General features: G+C 70.5%; 13 protein-coding genes. 9 read left to right on the forward strand and 4 right to left on the reverse strand.

Annotated elements, in window-relative coordinates:
* The first annotated feature begins 64 nt into the window (after nucleotides 1-64).
* From ACWDRB_RS54500 to ACWDRB_RS54520, 5 genes are all read left to right on the forward strand, one after another.
* Nucleotides 65-808 (forward strand): AMP-binding protein, encoded by a 744-nt coding sequence (locus ACWDRB_RS54500; RefSeq protein WP_449908438.1) that lies wholly within the window; start codon nucleotides 65-67, stop codon nucleotides 806-808.
* Nucleotides 809-860: 52 nt separating this feature from the next.
* Nucleotides 861-3,320, forward strand: coding sequence for a LuxR C-terminal-related transcriptional regulator (locus tag ACWDRB_RS54505; protein ID WP_449908440.1), 2,460 nt, complete (start codon nucleotides 861-863; stop codon nucleotides 3,318-3,320).
* Nucleotides 3,321-3,402: 82 nt separating this feature from the next.
* Nucleotides 3,403-3,816 carry an AMP-binding protein gene (locus ACWDRB_RS54510; RefSeq protein ID WP_397373008.1) on the forward strand — a complete coding sequence of 138 codons (414 nt, stop codon included), beginning with the start codon at nucleotides 3,403-3,405 and terminating at the stop codon, nucleotides 3,814-3,816.
* Nucleotides 3,817-3,870: 54 nt separating this feature from the next.
* Complete coding sequence (locus ACWDRB_RS54515) at nucleotides 3,871-6,300, forward strand: ATP-binding protein (RefSeq protein ID WP_449908442.1); 2,430 nt, start codon at nucleotides 3,871-3,873, stop codon at nucleotides 6,298-6,300.
* Between the two features lie 205 nt (nucleotides 6,301-6,505).
* Nucleotides 6,506-7,174 (forward strand): alpha/beta hydrolase, encoded by a 669-nt coding sequence (locus tag ACWDRB_RS54520; protein WP_449908443.1) that lies wholly within the window; start codon nucleotides 6,506-6,508, stop codon nucleotides 7,172-7,174.
* Between the two features lie 200 nt (nucleotides 7,175-7,374).
* Here the strand turns inward: ACWDRB_RS54520 and ACWDRB_RS54525 are convergent, their stop codons facing one another.
* Nucleotides 7,375-8,808 carry an aldehyde dehydrogenase gene (locus tag ACWDRB_RS54525; RefSeq protein WP_449908445.1) on the reverse strand — a complete coding sequence of 478 codons (1,434 nt, stop codon included), beginning with the start codon at nucleotides 8,806-8,808 and terminating at the stop codon, nucleotides 7,375-7,377.
* Nucleotides 8,809-8,931: 123 nt separating this feature from the next.
* On the reverse strand, nucleotides 8,932-11,949 hold the full coding sequence (locus ACWDRB_RS54530) for a M14 family zinc carboxypeptidase (protein ID WP_449908447.1): 3,018 nt from the start codon (nucleotides 11,947-11,949) through the stop codon (nucleotides 8,932-8,934).
* A 202-nt stretch (nucleotides 11,950-12,151) separates the two neighbouring features.
* Here ACWDRB_RS54530 and ACWDRB_RS54535 point away from each other — a divergent pair, with 202 nt between their 5' ends.
* On the forward strand, nucleotides 12,152-13,048 hold the full coding sequence (locus ACWDRB_RS54535; protein ID WP_449908449.1) for a coiled-coil domain-containing protein: 897 nt from the start codon (nucleotides 12,152-12,154) through the stop codon (nucleotides 13,046-13,048).
* Here the strand turns inward: ACWDRB_RS54535 and ACWDRB_RS54540 are convergent.
* Nucleotides 13,030-14,325 (reverse strand): GH1 family beta-glucosidase, encoded by a 1,296-nt coding sequence (locus ACWDRB_RS54540; protein WP_449908451.1) that lies wholly within the window; start codon nucleotides 14,323-14,325, stop codon nucleotides 13,030-13,032. The genes ACWDRB_RS54535 and ACWDRB_RS54540 overlap by 19 nt on opposite strands.
* Nucleotides 14,326-14,382: 57 nt before the next feature.
* Between ACWDRB_RS54540 and ACWDRB_RS54545 the strand changes: the two genes are divergently transcribed.
* Nucleotides 14,383-15,021 (forward strand): TetR family transcriptional regulator, encoded by a 639-nt coding sequence (locus ACWDRB_RS54545; RefSeq protein ID WP_449908453.1) that lies wholly within the window; start codon nucleotides 14,383-14,385, stop codon nucleotides 15,019-15,021.
* A 49-nt stretch (nucleotides 15,022-15,070) separates the two neighbouring features.
* On the opposite strand, the gene ACWDRB_RS54550 is transcribed toward ACWDRB_RS54545, so the two are convergent.
* Entirely contained in the window at nucleotides 15,071-15,994 is a 924-nt protein-coding gene (locus ACWDRB_RS54550; RefSeq protein WP_449908455.1) for an aldo/keto reductase, read from the reverse strand.
* A gap of 80 nt (nucleotides 15,995-16,074) precedes the next feature.
* Between ACWDRB_RS54550 and ACWDRB_RS54555 the strand changes: the two genes are divergently transcribed.
* Together ACWDRB_RS54555 and ACWDRB_RS54560 are read left to right on the forward strand one after the other, a co-directional pair.
* Nucleotides 16,075-16,434, forward strand: a complete 360-nt coding sequence (locus ACWDRB_RS54555; protein WP_449908456.1) for a MerR family transcriptional regulator — start codon at nucleotides 16,075-16,077, stop codon at nucleotides 16,432-16,434.
* A 36-nt stretch (nucleotides 16,435-16,470) separates the two neighbouring features.
* Entirely contained in the window at nucleotides 16,471-17,916 is a 1,446-nt protein-coding gene (locus ACWDRB_RS54560; RefSeq protein ID WP_449908458.1) for a penicillin-binding transpeptidase domain-containing protein, read from the forward strand.
* Nucleotides 17,917-18,029 lie beyond the last annotated feature (113 nt).

Below are 18,029 nucleotides of genomic sequence, written 5' to 3' on the forward strand. Positions count from 1 at the left end.
CGTACATAGCCGGTTGCACAATTGTGCGCATGGCAAGCCGGGCCGCCGTCCTTAGATTATCGGCATGACCTGGACAGAGCTGGTTATGGCCGCCGCGCCGACCCAGGGGGACCAACCGGCGGTCAGCGAAGTCAGGACCGGCGAGGTGCTGTCGTACTCCGCTTTCACCAGGCGCGTCACCCGCGCCGCGGCGGGTCTGCAGCGCCAGGGCCTGCGTTTCGGCGACGAGGTGATCGTCGACGTCCCGCTCGGCACGTCGTTGCCCCTGGCGGTGCACTCCGTGGCCTGGGCGGGCGGGGTGGCGGTGCTCGCGGACTCGGGGACGGCGCGCTTCATGATCACCCAGCGTCGCTACGACCCCGCCGCGGTGAAGGTCGACCGGGTCTTCTCCTTCCAGACCGTGCCGGGGGCGAAGCCGTTCACGGCGCTCATCGGCGACCGCGCCCTCGAGTACGGCCCGCTGGCGGGGCCGGCGCTCACCGTCGACGGCGGGCGGGTGTTCGATCACCACACGCTGGCGAGCGACCTGCGCAGGCTGGCCGGCCGGCTGGTGATCGGCAAGGAGGACGTGGTGATCAGCGCGGTGAGCGAGCCGTTCCGGGGCCTGCGGGTGATCGATCTGGCGATGACGGTGGGGGCGCACGTCGTCATCGCCCACGAGCCGAGCCTGGTGGGCTGCCGCGTGCTGGCCCAGGAACGCCGGGCCACCATGGTCGTCGCGCCGTACGACCTGGCCAGACGGCTGCTCGGCGACCCCGTCCTGCGTGTCGTCGACGAAAGGGCGATCGTGAGCTCGCTTGGGCTGTGAAAAGTGCGACACTGTGGGAGAGTGTGATCCTTCAGCGACGCAGGGTGACCACATGCCAGAGCCCCCCAGGCACAATCTTCCGGCGGAGCCCAACCGGTTCGTTGGTCGCGAGCGCGATCTCGACGAATTGCGCGGGCTGTTCCGCGAGACGCGCGTGGTCACGTTGTGCGGGGTGGGCGGCATCGGCAAGACCCGCCTGGCCCTGCGGGTCGCGGCCGGGCTGGTGTCGGCGTACCCCGACGGCGTCTGGCTGGTCGAGCTGGCCAGGCTGCGCCACGCCGAGCTGGTCGACCAGGAGATCGGCCGGGTGCTCGGCGTGCGGGAGGAGGCGGGCCGCCCGGTGTTCGGCACCGTCCTCGACCGGTTGCGCGACCTGCACTGCCTGCTGCTGCTCGACAACTGCGAGCATCTCATCGACAGGTGTGCCGAGGTCGCCGCGGAGCTGATCGCGGCCTGCCCGCGCCTGAGCGTCCTGGCCACCAGCAGGGAGCCGCTGCGCATCGCAGGCGAGCTGATCTGGCGGGTCCCGCCGCTCGACCTCCCCGACGAGAGCACTTCCAGGGAGGGCGGCCCCGAGCACGAGCATGAGCCCGTGCAGGGTGGTCCCGAGGCGGAGTCCGTGCAGCTCTTCCTGGACCGGGCGACGGCCGCCGGCACCAGGCTGGGCCCGGGCAGCATGCCCGACGTGGTGCGGCTGTGCCGGGCGCTCGACGGGCTGCCGCTGGCGCTGGAGCTGGCCGCGGCCCGCACGAGCCTGCTCAGCCCCGGCCAGATCGCCGACCGCATCGACGACCGGTTCTCGCTGCTCACCACCGGCGGCCGCACCGCCCCCGCCAGGCAGCGCACGCTGGTCGCGGCCGTCGAGTGGAGCTACGACCTGCTGTCGGCGAAGGAGCAGGTGCTGCTGCGCAGGCTGTCGGTGTTCGCCGGGGACTTCGACCTCGACCTGGCCGAGCAGGTCTGCGCCGAGCGGCCCATCTCGGAGTCGGAGATCGTCGATCTGCTCGGCGGGCTGGTCGACAAGTCCCTCGTGCTGTGCGACGAGAGCCGCAGGCGCTACTGGCTGCTGGAGACCATCAAGCGCTACGCGGTGGGGTGCCTCCAGAAGGCCGGCGAGCGCGAGGTCCTGCGCGAGCGCCACCTGCACGTGGTCTGCGAGCTGCAGGAGCGCCACTTCGCCACCGAGATGGTCGAGCCGGGCGTGCCGTGGGCGCGCCGCCTCGAGGCGCTGACCATGAGCAAGCGCCTCGTCGACGACCAGCGGATGGCGCTCGACTGGTCCGTGGAGTCCGGCAACGTGCCGCTGGGCCTGCGCCTCTGCGCCGCCAGCAGCGGGCTGCTGCCGCTCTGCGGAAACCTGACGGAGATCGTCACCTGGATCGAGCGGCTGCTGTCGCTCGACCTGACCGAGGTGCCCGTCGAGCAGATCGCGCAGGCCAGGGGATACCTCGCCTACGGTCTGGAGGCCAGGGACGAGCTGAGCCGCTCCCTGGCGCTGGCCGAGGAGAGCCTGGCCGAGATCACCACCGACAACACGTTCGCGCGCTGCGTCATCCACAGCCTCATCGTCGTGGTGCTGCTGCGCATGGGCAGGCCCGAGGACGCGGTGCACCACGCGGAGGAGGGCCTGGCGCTGGCCCTGCGGTCGGGAGACGCGTGGAACCAGGCGGCGGGGCTGGCCGGGCTGTCGGCCGTGGCGCTGACCCGCGGGCGGCTGCGCGAGGCGCAGCGGCACGGCGAGGAGGCGCTCGCGCGGGCCCGCGAGCACGGCCACCGGTGGATCATGGCCAGGACCGCCACCCAGCTCGGCTCGGTGGCCGAGTTCCGCGGCGACCTGGTGACCGCCAAGGCCCATTACGAGATGGTCGTCCCGTGGCTGCGCGAGCTGGGCAGCGACCTCGACCTGTCGCGCGCCCTGGCCAGGGTCGGCAGGGTGACGGCGATGCTGCACGAGTTCGCCGCCGCGCGGGAGTGGCTGGCCGCCAGCCTCGCCCTGGGCCGGGAGACCGGGCAACGCCACGGGGTGGCCCTGTGCCTGGTCGGGCTGTCGATGCTGGCGGAGTGCGAGGGCGACCTGGAGGGCGCCGTGCTGGCCGCGGGCGCGGCGGTCAGGCTGCGCGAGTCGATCGGGCAGAAGTCGCCCACGCTCAGGATCGAGGAGCTGCTCGGCCGGGCCCGCACCAAGCTGGGCGACGGCCGCACCACCTCGATCTGGTCGCGGGGCCGGGCCATGAGCCCCGACGACGCCGCCTGCCACGTGCTGGAGGGCGAGCGCATCGCGCAGAAGGCGCCGGTGGCGACCAAGCCGCTCAGACACTCGCTGCTGACGGCCCGCGAGCAGGAGGTCGCGGGCCTGCTCACGCGAGGGCTGTCCAACCGCGCCATCGCGACGGAGCTGGTGATCAGCCCCGCCACGGTCGCCCGGCACATCGCCAACATCATGGAGAAGCTGGGCTACACGTCGCGGGCCCAGATCGCGGTCTGGGCCGCCGAGCACCCGACCGTCGCGTAGTGAACGTGGCGCGCGGTTCTGCATAGGGATCTGCATATTCCGCCCCATGTATGCATGAGGGGCCCTCCCTACCGTGGGCCACATGGATGAGCGCATCGTCATGGTGGACTCGGGCACCGGCCTGAGGCTCACCGAGGAGCAGCTGGACGAGAGGTCTGCAGTCGCGGCCGTCCAGCTGCGGCGCCGAGGTGTGCGCGCGGGTGACGCCGTGCTCATCTGCCTGCCCGTGGGAGCCGACCTCCTGGTGGCGGCCGACGCGGTGATCGCCGCGGGCGGCGTCGCCTGGCCGTTGCCGTGCGACCTCGACGCGGGCGCCTTCAGGGACCGGATCCACGCGAGCGGCGCCCGCGTGATGATCTCCGAGATGCCGAGGGCGCTCGCCGCCGCGGACGAATCACGCGTACGGATCGTGATGAGCGTCGCCGACCTCGGGGTCCTGCATTCATATCCAACCAGTCGCGAACTCTGCACGGAAAGTGACCCCATCAGCCCCTGAACCAGGGGAGACTTGGCATCGGATGTGATCCCCCCGCGACCACCTGGGCCCCACATGATCGCGCAAGTTCCGCACAATCTCCCCGCCGAACCCAACCGCTTCGTCGGTCGCGTCCGCGACGTGGCCGAGCTGGCGGTGCTCGTCCACGAAGAACGCGTGGTCACGCTCAGCGGCGTGGGCGGCATCGGCAAGACCCGGCTCGGCCTGCGCGTGGCGGCGCAGGAGCTGAGACGCTTCCCCGACGGCGTGTGGCTGGTCGAGCTGGCCCGCATCGGCAACCCCGAGCTGATCGTCAACGAGATGGCCGAGGTGCTCGGCGTACGCGACGAGGTGCCCGGGCGGCTGCTGGACGGCCTGCGCACGCGCCTGCGCACGGCCAGGGCGCTGATCGTGCTGGACAACTGCGAGCACCTGGTCGAGCGCTGCGCCGAGCTGGTGGCCGGTCTGACCGCCGAGTGCCCCGAGCTGCGGTTCCTGCTCACCAGCCGGGAGCCGCTGCGCATCCCGGGCGAGCTGGTCTGGCGGGTGCCGCCGCTGGAGCTGCCCGACGAGCGGCATCCCGAGGCCGAGTCCGTGCTGCTGTTCGTCGAGCGGGCGCTCGCGGCGGGCGCGAGCGGGGTGGCGGGCGTCATGGACGACGTCGTACGCCTGTGCCACGCGCTCGACGGCCTGCCGCTCGCGCTGGAGCTGGTGGCGGCCCGTACGAGCCGGTTGAGCCCCGGGCACATCGCCGACCGCCTGGCCGGTCGCGGCGGAGAGCGGCTCGGCCTGCTCGCGGCCGGCGATCGCACGGCTCCGGCCAGGCAGCGCACGCTCCTGGCCATCGTCGAGTGGAGCCACGAGCTGCTTCCGCCCAAGGAGCGGGTGCTGCTGCGCCGGCTCTCGGTGTTCGCCGGGCCGTTCGACCTCGGCCTGGCCGAGCGGGTCTGCGCCGACGGCGGCATCCTGCGCAGGGCCGAGCTGCCCGGCCTGCTCACCGCCTTGGCCGGGAAGTCGCTGGTGCGCCACCACGCCCCCGGCCGCTACCGCCTGCTGGAGACCATCAAGCAGTATGCCGCCGAGCGCCTGGCCGAGGCCGGCGAGGCCGCGCACCTGCGTGACAGGCATCTGAAGGCGATCTGCGAGGAGATGGAGCACTGCCACGAGGCCGGCTCGCTCGACCGCAGGATGCCGTGGCAGGATCGGTTCGCCCACTTCACCAGGGGCCGCGCCCTCCTCGACGACTCCAGGAACGCGGTCGACTGGGCGGTGGAGTCGCGGGACCCCGTGCTCGGGCTGCGCCTGGCCCGCGCCGCGATGGCCGTCATGGCCGTCCGGGGCGACCTGGGCGAGAGCGTCGGCTGGCACGAGCGGCTGCTCGCGCTCGACCTGTCCGGGGCCCCTGCCGACCTGGTCGCGGTGGCCAGGTGCGGGCTGGCGTACGGGCTGGAGCTCGCCGACGAGCTTGGCCGGGCGGAAGAGCTGGTCGTGCGGGGGCTGGAGGAGCAGAAGCGGCACCCGTACACCTACTGGCTGGGCATCACGTACGGCGTGGCGCTGACCGTGCTCTTCCGCACCGGGCAGAGCGAGCGGGCGCGGCGTTACGCCGCGGAGCTGGAGATGGCGGCCGGCGCCCACGACGACCTGTTCAACCTGGTCACGGCCAGGATCGCCCAGCTCAACCTGGCGCTCTTCCACGGCCGGCCGGACGAGGCCCGGCGCTACGGCGAGGAGGCGCTCGCGCTGGCCGCGGAGGCCGGGCACCACTGGTCGCTGGCCAGGGCGCTGACACACCTGGGCGCGGTGGCCGAGGCCGCGGGCGACCTGGAGACCGCCAGGTCACACCACGCCGCCGCGCTGCCGCTGCTGGAGGACCTGGACAACCGGATCGAGCTGGCCCGCTGCCAGGCCCAGATCGGCCGGGTGGCGGCCGGGCTGCACGACCACGCCGCGGCCAGGGGGCACATAGCCGACAGCCTGGCGCTGAGCAGGCAGACGGGCCAGCGCAGGGGGATCGTCCGCGCGCTCATGGCCGTCTCCGCCCTGGCGCAGGCGCGGGAAGACCTGGAGGGGGCGGTGCTCGCGGCCGCGGCCGCCACCGCGCTGCGCGAGTCCATCGGGCAGGTCGGCGCGTCCGGCCGGATCGAGGATCTGCTGGCGCTCGCCCGCGCGCGGCTCGGGGCGGACCCGGTGGAGCTGCTGTGGGCCAGGGGGACGGGGATGCCGCCGGAGGTGGTGGCCGGGCTGGTGCTCGACGGCGATCCCGGGTCGGCCGTGCCGCCGCCGCGCGTGCTCGACCGAGACGGGCTGAGCGAGCGGGAGCGGGAGATCGCCGCCATGCTGGCCCGCGGCCTGAGCAACCGTGGCGTCGCCGAGGCGCTGGTGGTCAGTCCGGCCACCGTGGCCAGGCACGTCGCCATCATCATGGAGAAACTGGGCTTCGACTCGCGGGCGCGGATCGCGGTCTGGGCGGCCGAACACGGGGTGGACGCGGAGCGAACATAAGCTCGTCCCCATGCCCTACGCGCCTCATTTCCCCGTCATGCTCAGGACCGACGACGGGGTACGCCTCAACGCCGCCCACACCCCCTTCGCACGGCGAGGGAGCGCCGTCGCCTGGACTGAGGAGCGTCGGGAGCGTAGCGACCAGAGCGACGAGGGAAGGCGACGGCTCCCCAGCGACCGAGCCCGCCTCCACGGAGTGGAGGCCATGAACACAGGCATTGTGATGGCGCACGGGTTCACCGGGTCGTGGCGGGATCGTACGGCGCGGCGCATCGTGCACGTGCTGAGCGGGTACGGCGGCGTGGTCGCCTTCGACTTCCGCGGCCACGGGCGCTCCGGCGGTGAGACCACGGTGGGCGACCTGGAGATCCTCGACCTGGACGCCGCCGTCCGGCATGCCCGCGTGGCCGGCTACTCCAAGATCGCGGTCGTGGGCTTCTCCATGGGGGCGGCGGTGGCCGTACGGCACGCGGGCCTGCGCGGCGGCGTGGACGCCGTGGTGGCGGTGAGCAGCCCGGCCCGCTGGTACTACCGCGGCACCAAGCCGATGCGGCAGGTCCACTGGGCCATCGAGCGGCCGTTCGGGCGCCTGGCGGCGAGGGTGGTCAAGCGGACGAGGATCGCCCGCGGCGACTGGAACCCGATCCCGATGCCGCCGCACGAGGCCGCCGCGCTCATCTCGCCGACCCCGCTGCTGATCGTGCACGGCGACGAGGACGCGTTCTTCCCGCTCGATCACGCGCACCAGCTCTACGCCGGCGCACGCGAGCCCAAGGAGCTCTGGATCGAGCCCGGGTACGGCCACGCGGAGACCGGCGCGCCCCCCGAACTCATCCGCAGAATCGGCAAGTGGATCTCCTCGAACCTTTTGTGAGTTAAACGCGTCTATCTAGGACGGAAAGAAAGAAACCGCCGGGAGAAAGTCTCTGGGGAAGGAAACCGTCGCCACGGTGGCCGTGGGACATACTTCCGGTAGCGGGATCTGTACCTAGCGTTGCGGGGGCGCGCTGGGTGCACGGTCCCGTGGCACGACGAAGGGCCTCGCGGCATGCCGCGAGGCCCTTCTCGCCGGGGCTAGCCGAGCCGCGCGATCGTCTTGTACTCCAGGTAGCCGCTCAGGCCCTCGGGGCCCAGCTCGCGGCCGATGCCGCTGGCCTTGTAGCCGCCGAAGGGCGCGTTGGTCTCCAGCATGAAGCAGTTGACGCCGTACGTGCCGGTGCGGACCTGGCGGGCCACGTCCATGCCGTGCTCGGCGTCGGCCGTCCACACCGAGCCGGCCAGGCCGTAGTCGCTGTCGTTGGCGATGCGTACGGCGTCCGCCTCGTCCTCGTACGGGATCACAGCCAGGACCGGGCCGAAGATCTCCTCGCGGGCGATGCGCATCTCGTTGGTGACGCCGGAGAAGACGGTGGGGGAGACGTACCAGCCGCGGTCGTAGGGCCGGTCGAGACCGCCGACGACGACCTTGGCACCCTCGTCCATGCCGATCCTGATGTAGCCCTCCACCCGGTCCTGCTGCCGCTTGGCCACCAGCGGGCCGATGCCGGTCGCCGGATCGGCGGGGTCGCCGACGGGCTGGGAGTTGACCATGTTCGCGATGGCGTCGACGACCTCGTCGTAGCGGTTGCGCGAGGCCAGGATGCGGGTCTGCGCCACGCAGGCCTGGCCGTTGTTCATGAGCGAGGCGATGGACAGGAAGCCCATGCTGGCGGCCAGGTCGGCGTCGTCCAGGACGATCGCGGCGGACTTGCCGCCCAGCTCCAGGCTGACCCGCTTGAGCTGCTCGCCGCAGATGGCGGCGATGCGCCGGCCGGCCGCCGTCGAGCCGGTGAAGGCCACCTTGTCCACGCCGGGGTGGGAGATCAGGTGCTCGCCGACCTCGCGGCCCGCGGCCACGATGTTGAGCACGCCGGCCGGGATGCCCGCCTCGATCGCCCAGTCGGCCAGCAGGTACGCGTCCAGCGGCGTCTCGGGCGCCGGCTTGAGCACGATGGTGCAGCCGGCCAGCAGCGCGGGCGCGACCTTGGTCATCGTGACGAACTGGGGGACGTTCCACGGCACCACGGCCGCCACCACGCCCACGGGCTCCCTGCGCACGGTGATCGGGCCGAACAGCCCCGGCCGCTGCTCCTCCTGCTCGAACGTCTTGCCCAGTTCGGCGTAGTACTGGAGCATGCCCAGCGGCTGGGGCGCCTGCGCGAGGTTCGAGAACGTGATCGGCGAGCCCATCTCCTCCGTGATGAGCTGGGCCATCTCGCCCTGCCGCTCGTTGTAGATCGCGGCCAGCCTGCCGATGACCTCGGCCCGCTCGGCGAACGTCATCCGCGGCCACGGCCCGTGGTCGAACGCCTCCCTGGCGGCCGCGACCGCGCGGTCCATGTCCGCGGTCGTGCCGTCGGGTACCTGGCCGACCACCTCCTCGGTGTGCGGGGAGACGATGTCTATCGTCGCGGTGCCCGCGGGGGCCACCCATTCGCCCCCGATGAACAGCGTGTCGTGCCGGCGCATGTCGTGACCCTCCTGCTTGACCGAATGCTTGCTTGTTTCCGGACTTCCTCAAGGTGACCGAACCATGTTCTGTCCGGACACGCAAGAGGGGTGCGGCACGCTCTGCCGCACCCCTCTCCGGCTCTAACCGAGCAGGTGCTTCATGGATCTCTTGACGAGGTCGGCGCGCTTGGCCGGGTCGGTCACGCTCTCAGCGCCGAAGCCCAGGTAGACGGTGTCCTTGGTGACGATTCCGGCACCCTCCTCGAAGACCTGGTCCGTCCTGAACCAGTTGTTGATCGACGGCGAGGTGCCCTCGGGAGGCGCCCCGACGGCCCAGCCGCCCAGGTCCGACTCGAACGAGGTCTGCTCGGTCGTCACGCCGTCCAGGGTGACCGCGAAGTCGTCCAGGAAGACGCCCGCACCCTGGGTGCTCCAGTCGCTGATGTAGGAGACCGACAGCTCGACCTTCTTGCCCGCGTACGGGGTCAGGTCGATCTTCCACTGCTGCCAGCCGGCCGAGTTGCCGGTGGCGGCGTGCCAGGCGCCGGAGGTGCCGGTGGACTCGCAGTTGGGGCCCTGGTAGCGCTGGGTGAACGGGTGGATCGCCCGCCAGCCTTCACCGCCGCTGGGCGGGTCGCAGCTGCTGCCGGTCTCCTGGGTGGTGTGCCCGTTGGCGTCCGGGAGCATGGTCCAGTCGTCGCCGCCCGCCGTGTGCGCCTCTACCGCGAGGTAGTCCCAGGTGCTCTCGGTGTCGTACGACGTCCAGAACGTCAGCTCGCCGCTGCTCTTGCCGGTCAGGTCGATCGTCTTGGTCAGCCGCTTCCACGAGACGTCGGCGATGCCGCTGTAGACGTCCCATGCCCCGGAGTGCGGGTCGAACGGGCCGCCCGGGCGTGCCCACTTGACCTGTGCCGAGCTCGCGAACAGCGGGAACTGCTGCGCGGGCAGGATGGCCGAGGTGGCCACGAACGAGTTGGTGTGGCTCGGCTCGATCGTCGCGCCGAAGCCGTCGAACGTGCCGCCGTTGCCCGCCAGCCCGAACGGCTGGCCCGTGTCGTGGTCGGTGCCGGCGTCGTCGAAGAAGACGTACGCGCCCAGCCAGTACTGCTGGAAGTCGTTGAACACCGCGATGCACGGCGGGTCGTCCGGGACCGTGCACTCCGGCTGCGCCGGCTGGTCGGGCTGGTAGTAGTAGGCGCCGTTGTTGTTGGCCGCGAACGACGGGTACTTGCCGGCGTGCAGCAGCTTGCCGCCCTCGTTCAGGTAGTCGCGGACCGCCAGTTCGGTGTCCACGCCGCCCTTGGAGGTCGTGCCGCCCACCTGGCCGGGCGACCTCGGGATGATGTCGTCGCCGGTCTCCCACACCACGGCCTTGTAGTGGCTGAGCACGCCCAGCGGGTGCGGGGCCTTGCGGCCCATCTTGTCCATGTCGTACACGTCCGAGGTGTAGCCGGCCGCCGTGAGCGCCGCGGCGTACTCGTCGGCGTACTTGGCCTCGGTCACGCCCTGCGCCGGGCTGAGGCCTGTGACGTCCTCCGTGGCCAGGATCAGCACCTTTCCGCCGATGTCGGTCGCCACGGTGTAGGTGAAGTCGGCGCTCTTCCTGCCGATCGAGGCGAACCAGACCTTCACCTTGTCGCCCGGCCTGGTGCCGGTGATCCTGCCGCGCAGCCGGTGGTAGTAGCGGTCGTAACCGCTGCCGTACCGCTCGCCGCCCTTCCACTCACCCGTCAGGACGGTCTTGGTACGGCCGCCGTTGACCTGGTAGTTCAGGAAGACCGGGCCGAGCTTGCGCTTGGCGTTGACCTGGACGACCTGGTCCTTGCCGTAGCTGACCTCGAACGGGTCGATCTCGAAGTCCGGGGTCGTGTTGCCCAGGTGGTTCACCGGCTCGACGGGGTTGACCGCGGACTTGGCCACGTCGAGCGCGAACGGCAGGCCCTTCTCGAACTCGCCCTGCACCAGCGCCTCGTCGTCGGGGAAGACGAACCCGCAGCCGTCGCAGCCCTCGTCCAGCTCCGGCGTCCACGACAGCGTGCCGTACTGGCGGTGGGCATGGTCGTTGGTGTCGCCGTTCGTGGTGTACAGCTCGGCCCCGAGGTCGGGGTCGAAGCCGGGGACGGCCGGTTTGGCGTCGTTGCCGGTGATGGCCTCGTAGATCGGGTTGTCGGGCGTCTCCGTGGCGATCTGGAAGCCGCTCGGGTAGAGCAGCAGCGGGCCGTAGGAGTGGTAGTTGAGCTGCATCTCGAACCCGATGCGCCTGAGCAGGCCGTCCATGGCCCTGGTCTCCGGCTCGCTGGCCGGGCCCGTGCCGCGGTAGGTGTCGCTGCTCGGGATGCTCGACGAGCCTTCCTCGTCGTAGTGGAAGTTCGTCGGGAAGTTCCGGTTCGGGTCGACGCCGTCGCCGACCGTGATCTTGCCGTCGCCGTTGACGTCGCGCAGGTTCTTGCGCCACAGGCGGTTGCCCTCGGTGAACGTGAAGTCGTACCCGTCGGGGTTGGCCACCGGCACGAACCACAGCTCGCTCTTGTTGAGCAGGTCCTTCAGCGCGGCCTTGTTCGCGATCAGGTACTTCAGCAGCCGCATGTCCACCTCAGTGGCGATCCACTCGCGGGCGTGCTGGGTGGCGGAGTAGAGGGTCGAGGGCTTGATGCCGTCGGGCAGCAGCCGGGCGCCCGTGGTGACCTTGACGGCCAGGATGTCCTGGCCCTTCAGCGACTTGCCGATGGACTGGAGCTTGACGATGTCCTTGTTGGCGTTCGCGATGGCCTTGAGCTGGTCGGCGATGCCGCCCGCCTCGGAATAGGACTTCCACACGGTGTAGCCGGAGGCCGCCTGCGCCTTGGCGGCCTCGAGCTGGGTCTGGCCCTGCGGGTTGCGTACGGGCTCGGGTTTGTGGCCGAGCTTGCGCAGCGCGTCCAGGTCGGTCTGTGCGGCGGTGAGTTCGATGTGTTCCCGGTCGCCCTTGTTCTGCTGCTGGACGACGTCGAAGCCCTTTTCCCTGAGTGTCTGCGCGGTGCCCGGGGCGCTGTCGAGCTGGTAGAGCTCGATGCGGTCGCGGGGCGGTAGCGGGTCCACGGACGCCTGCGCGGTCGTGGCCACGATGGAGGTGCCTAAGCCGAGGATGACGGCGGTGGCGAGGGTCAATGTTCGAGACACGATCTGCCCCTTCGCAGAGACGAGTTCGATCGCCATCTCAGACCGTTGGAGCGATCTATACAAGGCCCAATCTTTAGGTTCGCCTTAAGTCGGACAAATCACCATAAATGTCACCAATGGTGCGGCAGTTCGGCCGTTCGGGTGACAGGAATCAAGATCATCTTCTATAGTTTCGGACCGTCTATGAGGGGAGGGGGCGGGTGTGAGAATCGGGCGGATCGCCGTTCTTGTCGCCGTTCTCGCCGGGCTGCTCGGCCTTCCCGCGCCATCCCCTGCCGTGGCCGCTCCCAGCCCTGGTGACCTGCGAAAACTCACCAAACAGGCCGAGCTGCTCGAAAAGCGCTACCGAGGCCAGATCCAGAGCCTGGAGGAGATCAAGCTCCAGGTGAAACGGGCGACCACCACTTCCGGCACCCTTCAGGCTCAGCTGAAGGACGCGCAGGCGGACGTGGCGGACATCGCGCAGACCGCGTACATGGTGGGGCCCCTCGACACCTTCCGGCTCCTCACCCCCAACGCCGACCCGACCGTGATACTGGGGCAGGCGGCCAACATGAACTACATGGCCGACGAGCGCACCAGGCGCGTCCAGGGCGTCCAGAAGCTGATCGACAAGTCCAAAGAGGCGAAGATCGCCGCCAACGACAGGATCGAGAAGCTGCGCAAGGAGATCAAGAACCTCCAGAGCAAGCAGCGCGACATCGACAAGCTGCTCGCCAAGTACGGCTTCCAGCAGCCCGGCGGCGCCGAGGGCCTGACCCAGCGCATGATCGACGTGCGGGCCGACATCATGCGGAACTTCCCCATGAAGTACGGCGTGGGCTGCCTGCGTGTCGGCGACCCCGGCGAGCACGGCAAGGGCCGGGCCTGCGACTTCATGATGTCGCGTGGCGGCACCATGGCCGGCGGGTCCGACGAGGCCCGCGGAGACGCCCTTGCCGACTACCTGATCAAGAACGGCGCCCGGATCGGCGTCATGTACATCATCTGGAAGCAGCGCTACTACGACATCCGGTCAGGCGGCGGCTGGGACCCGATGTCCGACCGCGGCGGGGTCACGGCCAACCACTACGACCACGTTCACGTGTCGGTGTTCTGAGCCTGGAGCTGCTCCCGCAGCCACCGGTAGGAGGCCTTCGGGGTGCGGCGCCGGGTCTCGAAGTCCACGTGTACGAGGCCGAAGCGCTGGTGGTAGCCCTCGGCCCACTCGAAGTTGTCCAGCAGGGACCAGACGAAGTAGCCCCGTACGTCCACGCCCTCGGCCATGGCCCGGCGCATCGCCGCGATGTGGCCTTCCAGGAACTCGATGCGGGAGTGGTCCTCGAGCGTGTCGTCGGTCGAGCAGCCGTTCTCCGTGATGTGGATGGGCGGGAGCGCGCTGCCGTACCTGGACTTGAGGCCGGTCAGGAGCTCGCGCAGGCCGTCGGGGACGACCGGCCAGCCGAACGCGGTGGTGGGGTAGCCGGTGATGCCCGCGTCCGCGAACGGGAGGCCGTCGTCGGTGGGGGCGGCGATGCGGGTGGGGTTGTAGTAGTTGATGCCCAGGCCGTCCAGCGGGGCGGCGATGATGTCGAGGTCGCCGTCCCAGACGAAGTCCACGGTCGGGGTGTACGCCGACAGGTCCGGATATTTGCCGAGAAGTATGGGGTCGTTGAAGAGGCGGTTGTGGAGGATGTCGTAGGCCTCCGCCGCCTTCAGGTCGGCTTCTTCCTGGGACGCGGGCCAGACCGGGGTGCAGTTGTTGGTGATGGCCACCTGGCGGGCACCGGCCGCCCGCAGGGCCTGCACGGCCAGGCCGTGGGCCAGGAGCTGGTGGTGGGCGGCGGGGAGCGCGTCCGTGAGGAGGGCCTGGCCCGGGGCGTGGATGCCCATGGCGTACCCGTAGGCCATGTGGACGAACGGCTCGTTCAGGGTGATCCAGAGGGGGACGCGGTCGGCCAGGCGGGCGGCGACAGTGGCGGCGTACTCGGCGAAATTTCCCGAAATATCGCGGTTAATCCACCCACCGCGATCTTGCAGCGCCTGCGGCAGATCCCAGTGGAACAGCGTCGGCACCGGCTGGATGCCCTTCTCCAGCAGCGCGTCCACCAGTCGCTCGTAGAAGTCGAGCCCTGCCACGTTGACCTCGCCGTCCCCCCGCGGCTGCACGCGCGGCCAGGCTATGGAGAAGCGGTAGGCGTTCACCCCGAGCCCGGACATGAGCTCGACGTCCTCGCGCCACCGGCGATAGTGGTCGCAGGCGACGTCCCCGGTATGCCCGTCCCTGGTGCGACCCGGCTCGTGGGCGAAGGTGTCCCAGACGGAGACGCCCCTGCCGTCCTCCTTGACCGCGCCCTCGATCTGGTACGCCGCAGTGGCCGTCCCCCACAGGAACATCCCGGGCTCCTTTCGTCTATGGGAACTTTAATGTCAGTAATAGGTCAGGATGGGGTCATGACGAGTACCTTGCGCCGCCGTCCCGCCCAGCGCCGGAGCGTGGAGCGGGTGGAGCGGATGCTCGACGAGTGCGCGCTCCTGCTCGATGAGGTCGGCTACGAGGCGATGACCACCAAAGAGGTCGCCCGCCGCGCCGAAGTTCCGATCGGCACCTTCTACCAGTTCTTCCACGACAAGCAGGGGTTGGCGCGGGCACTGGCGCGGCGCAACCTCGAGGCGTTCCTCGCCCGCGTCACCGACCGCATCCCCAAGGCCGACCTCGGACACTGGACGGACCTGGTGGACCTGGCCATCGACGAGTTCGTCGCCATGAAGCGCACCACGCCGGGGTTCGCGGTGCTCGACTTCGGCGAGGTCCTCCTCGGCCCCGGCGGCCCGGCGGTCGGCGGGAGCAAGACGGCGCTGGACGGGACGCAGGAGAACAACGTGGTGGTGGCCGACCGGCTGCGCACCCTCACCCTCGAACTCCTGGACGCACCCGTGGGGCCGGGGCTGGATCGCGCGCTGCTGGTGGCGGTGGAGGCGACGGACGCGGTGCTCAAGCTGGCGTTCCGCGTGGATCCGTGCGGGGATGCGGTGCTGATCGCCGAATGCAAACACCTCGTCCGCCGCTACCTGTCCGACCACCTCGCCTGACACGCCGTCCGGCCGCACGCCGCGAGGCTCGCCCTTCCGGCGCCGGGTGTCAGGTGGTGGTGTCGAGGCGGGTGCGGAGGTCCGTGTCGAGCTTGAGGTCCGCGGCGGCGATGGCCTCCTCCAGCTGGGCCCGCGTCGAGACGCCCACGATCGGGACCACGCCGTCGGCCAGCAGCCACGCCAGCACCACCTGGTTGACCGTGGCACCCAGCTCGTCCGCGACCTCCCGCAGCACCGCGAGCCGCCGCGTGGTCCCCGAGTGGTCGTAGATCTCGGGAATGGGCCGGTCGGCGCGCGTGTAGCTGCCGAACATCAGCGTGTTGTACGCCCACAACGTCACCTCAGGCTCGGCGGCCAGGTAGTCGAGGGTCTCGTCCGTGGCGAGCCGGTGCCCGGACTCCGCCAGCCTGGCGAGCGGTCGCGGTCGCAGGTAGGTGTGGCGGAGCTGGAGATAGGTGTAGGGGATCCAGCCGTGGGCGGCCGAGAGGTTCCTGGCCCGTTCGAGGCGCCAGGTCGCGATGTTGCTCGCCCCCGCGCTGCGGATCTTGCCTGCCTGGGCGAGCTCGTCCATCGCCCCCAGGGTCTCCTCCAGCGGGACGGACCGGTCTTCGATGTGCGACCAGTACAGGTCGATGTGGTCCGTGCCGAGGCGCCGCAGGCTGCCCTCGGCGGCCCTGGCGACGGTGGGGGCGGACAGGCCCTCGGCGGAGGCCAGAGTGGTGTCGCCGGGGACCGTGGGGCGGGCGCCGCCCTTCGTGCTGATGAAGATCTCATCGCGGTTGCCGCGGGCGGCCAGCCACGCCCCGATGGCCAGCTCGCTCTCATCGCCCGACCGGCCCTCCACCCAGAACGGGTAGTTGTTGGCCGTGTCGAGCATCGTGCCGCCGGCCTCGTGGAACCGGTCCAGGATGGCGAACGTGTCCCGCAGGTCGACGGTCGTGCCGAACGAAATCGTGCCGAGTGCGATGTTCATGGGCCGACTCTGGGAGCTGGAGCGCACTCCATGTCAAGCCGATTGACCTGGAGCGCGCTCCAGGTGGGATCCTGGAGGACGTGAGTGTCTACACGCCGGCGGAAGTTGTCGAGGAGACCGGCTTCAGCATCGACACCCTGCGCTACTACGAGAAGATCGGCCTGCTGGAGCGCGTCGGGCGCAACGCGGCCGGGCAGCGCAGGTTCAGCCAGGAGGACGTCGGCTGGCTCGGCACGCTGCGCTGCCTGCGTGACACGGGCATGCCCATCGCCAAGATGCTCCGCTTCGCCGAGCTCGTACGCGCCGGAGACCACACGATCCCCGACCGGATCAGGCTGCTGGAAGAGCACGACCGGCAGGTCAGGGAGCAGATCGACAAGCTGGCCGAGCGGCAGACGTACATCCACAACAAGATTGGCTACTACCGAAGCCAGCTCTAGCCCTGTCTTTGCGGTCCGGCTGTTAAACCAAGATCCATGGCCGGATCGAGGGCGGAGCGGATCGATGAGCCGTTGCGCCGTGTCGCCAGGTTGTGCGCGGCGATGCTGTTCGTGGTGCTGGCGCACGTGACGGTCGTCCAGGCGTTCGGTTCGCGGGAGCTCAACGCCGACCACAGGAACGTACGGCCGCTGATCGCCAGGTTCGACCATCCGCGCGGCGACATCCTCACCTATGAGGGCACCCCGATCGCCGTGAGCCGCCCGACCGGCGGCGGCCCGTACCTCTACCGGCGGGTCTACCAGGATGGGGAGCTGTACGCGGCCGTCACCGGTCACATGTCGCTCTACCGCTCCACCGGAATCGAGCAGGCGCGGGACGAGGTGCTGTCCGGGGAGGACCCGAAGGTCAAGGTGCGCTCGCTGGTCAGGGAGGGCGTCGTGCAGGGGGCCGACGTCCGGCTGACGATCAGTGAACGGGTGCAGCGGGCCGCGTACCAGGAGCTCAAGAGGATGGGACTCCCGGGAGCGGTGGTGGCCGTCAACCCGGCGACGGGGGCGATCCTGGCGCTGGCCACCTACCCGACCTACGACCCGAACACCCTCACCACGTTCGACGCCGGCCGCCTTCTGGAGACCTCGCGGCTGCTCCGGCAGGATCCGTCGCGGCCCCTGCTGAACCGGGCGCTGAACCGCCTCTATCCGCCCGGGTCCACCTTCAAGCTGGTGACGGCGGCCGCGGCGCTGGCGTCCGGGGAGTACACCCCGACCTCGCTGGTGAACGCGCCCGTACGGCTGCGGCTGCCCGGGACGCCGACGATCCTGCAGAACGCGGGCGGCAGCGGGTGCGGGAAGCAGCGGCCGACGCTCACGGACGCGTTCCACGTGTCCTGCAACACCGCGTTCGCCGGCCTCGGGCTGCAGCTCGGGCAGGACCTGCTCAGGGACCAGGCGGAGGCGTTCGGCTTCAACGCGCCGAACCTGACGATCCCGCTCGTCGCCACGGCCAGCCGCTATCCGCTGTCCATGGACCGGGCGCAGACCGCCCTGTCGGCCATCGGGCACCACGACAGCCGGGTGACGCCGCTGATGGTCGCCATGCTGTCGGCCGCCGTGGCCAACAACGGGACCTTGATGCGGCCGTACCTGGTGGAGGAGATACGGCTGGCGGACGGTTCGGTCATCGACCGCGCCGACCCCTCGGTCTACCGCAAGGCCGTGTCGCCGGCGCTGGCCAAGAGCCTGGCGACGATGATGACGATGGCGCCGCGCACCGGGAAGTCGGCGGCGGCCGGCCCCAGGAAGGGCGCCGAGGCCGTCCTGTCGGAGATCATCCCGGGGACGGACGACCACGCGCTCGTCACCGCCTTCGCGCCCGCGGACGCGCCCGAGGTGGCGGTGGGGGTCGTGCTGGAGCGCCCCGGGGCGCGGGCCGACGCGGTGACCTCGATCGCCCGCACGGTCATCGCGGCCGCCCTGCAGTGAGGGTCAGCGGTAGGCGGTGGCCTGGAGGGTGTAGAGGTCGGCGTAGAGGCCGTTGAGGGACATCAGGGTGTGGTGGTCGCCCTGTTCGGTGATCTTGCCGTGGTCGAGGACGT

It is taken from the genome of Nonomuraea sp. NPDC003707, assembly GCF_053587055.1.

Excerpts from the sequence above, each read along its gene's own strand:
- ACWDRB_RS54515 (WP_449908442.1), top strand. The coding sequence starts at position 3,871 with ATGATCGCGCAAGTTCCGCACAATCTCCCCGCCGAACCCAACCGCTTC.
- ACWDRB_RS54550 (WP_449908455.1), bottom strand. The coding sequence starts at position 15,994 with ATGAACATCGCACTCGGCACGATTTCGTTCGGCACGACCGTCGACCTG.
- ACWDRB_RS54560 (WP_449908458.1), top strand. The coding sequence starts at position 16,471 with ATGGCCGGATCGAGGGCGGAGCGGATCGATGAGCCGTTGCGCCGTGTC.
- ACWDRB_RS54510 (WP_397373008.1), top strand. The coding sequence starts at position 3,403 with ATGGATGAGCGCATCGTCATGGTGGACTCGGGCACCGGCCTGAGGCTC.
- ACWDRB_RS54520 (WP_449908443.1), top strand. The coding sequence starts at position 6,506 with ATGAACACAGGCATTGTGATGGCGCACGGGTTCACCGGGTCGTGGCGG.
- ACWDRB_RS54540 (WP_449908451.1), bottom strand. The coding sequence starts at position 14,325 with ATGTTCCTGTGGGGGACGGCCACTGCGGCGTACCAGATCGAGGGCGCG.
- ACWDRB_RS54500 (WP_449908438.1), top strand. The coding sequence starts at position 65 with ATGACCTGGACAGAGCTGGTTATGGCCGCCGCGCCGACCCAGGGGGAC.
- ACWDRB_RS54545 (WP_449908453.1), top strand. The coding sequence starts at position 14,383 with ATGACGAGTACCTTGCGCCGCCGTCCCGCCCAGCGCCGGAGCGTGGAG.
- ACWDRB_RS54525 (WP_449908445.1), bottom strand. The coding sequence starts at position 8,808 with ATGCGCCGGCACGACACGCTGTTCATCGGGGGCGAATGGGTGGCCCCC.
- ACWDRB_RS54505 (WP_449908440.1), top strand. The coding sequence starts at position 861 with ATGCCAGAGCCCCCCAGGCACAATCTTCCGGCGGAGCCCAACCGGTTC.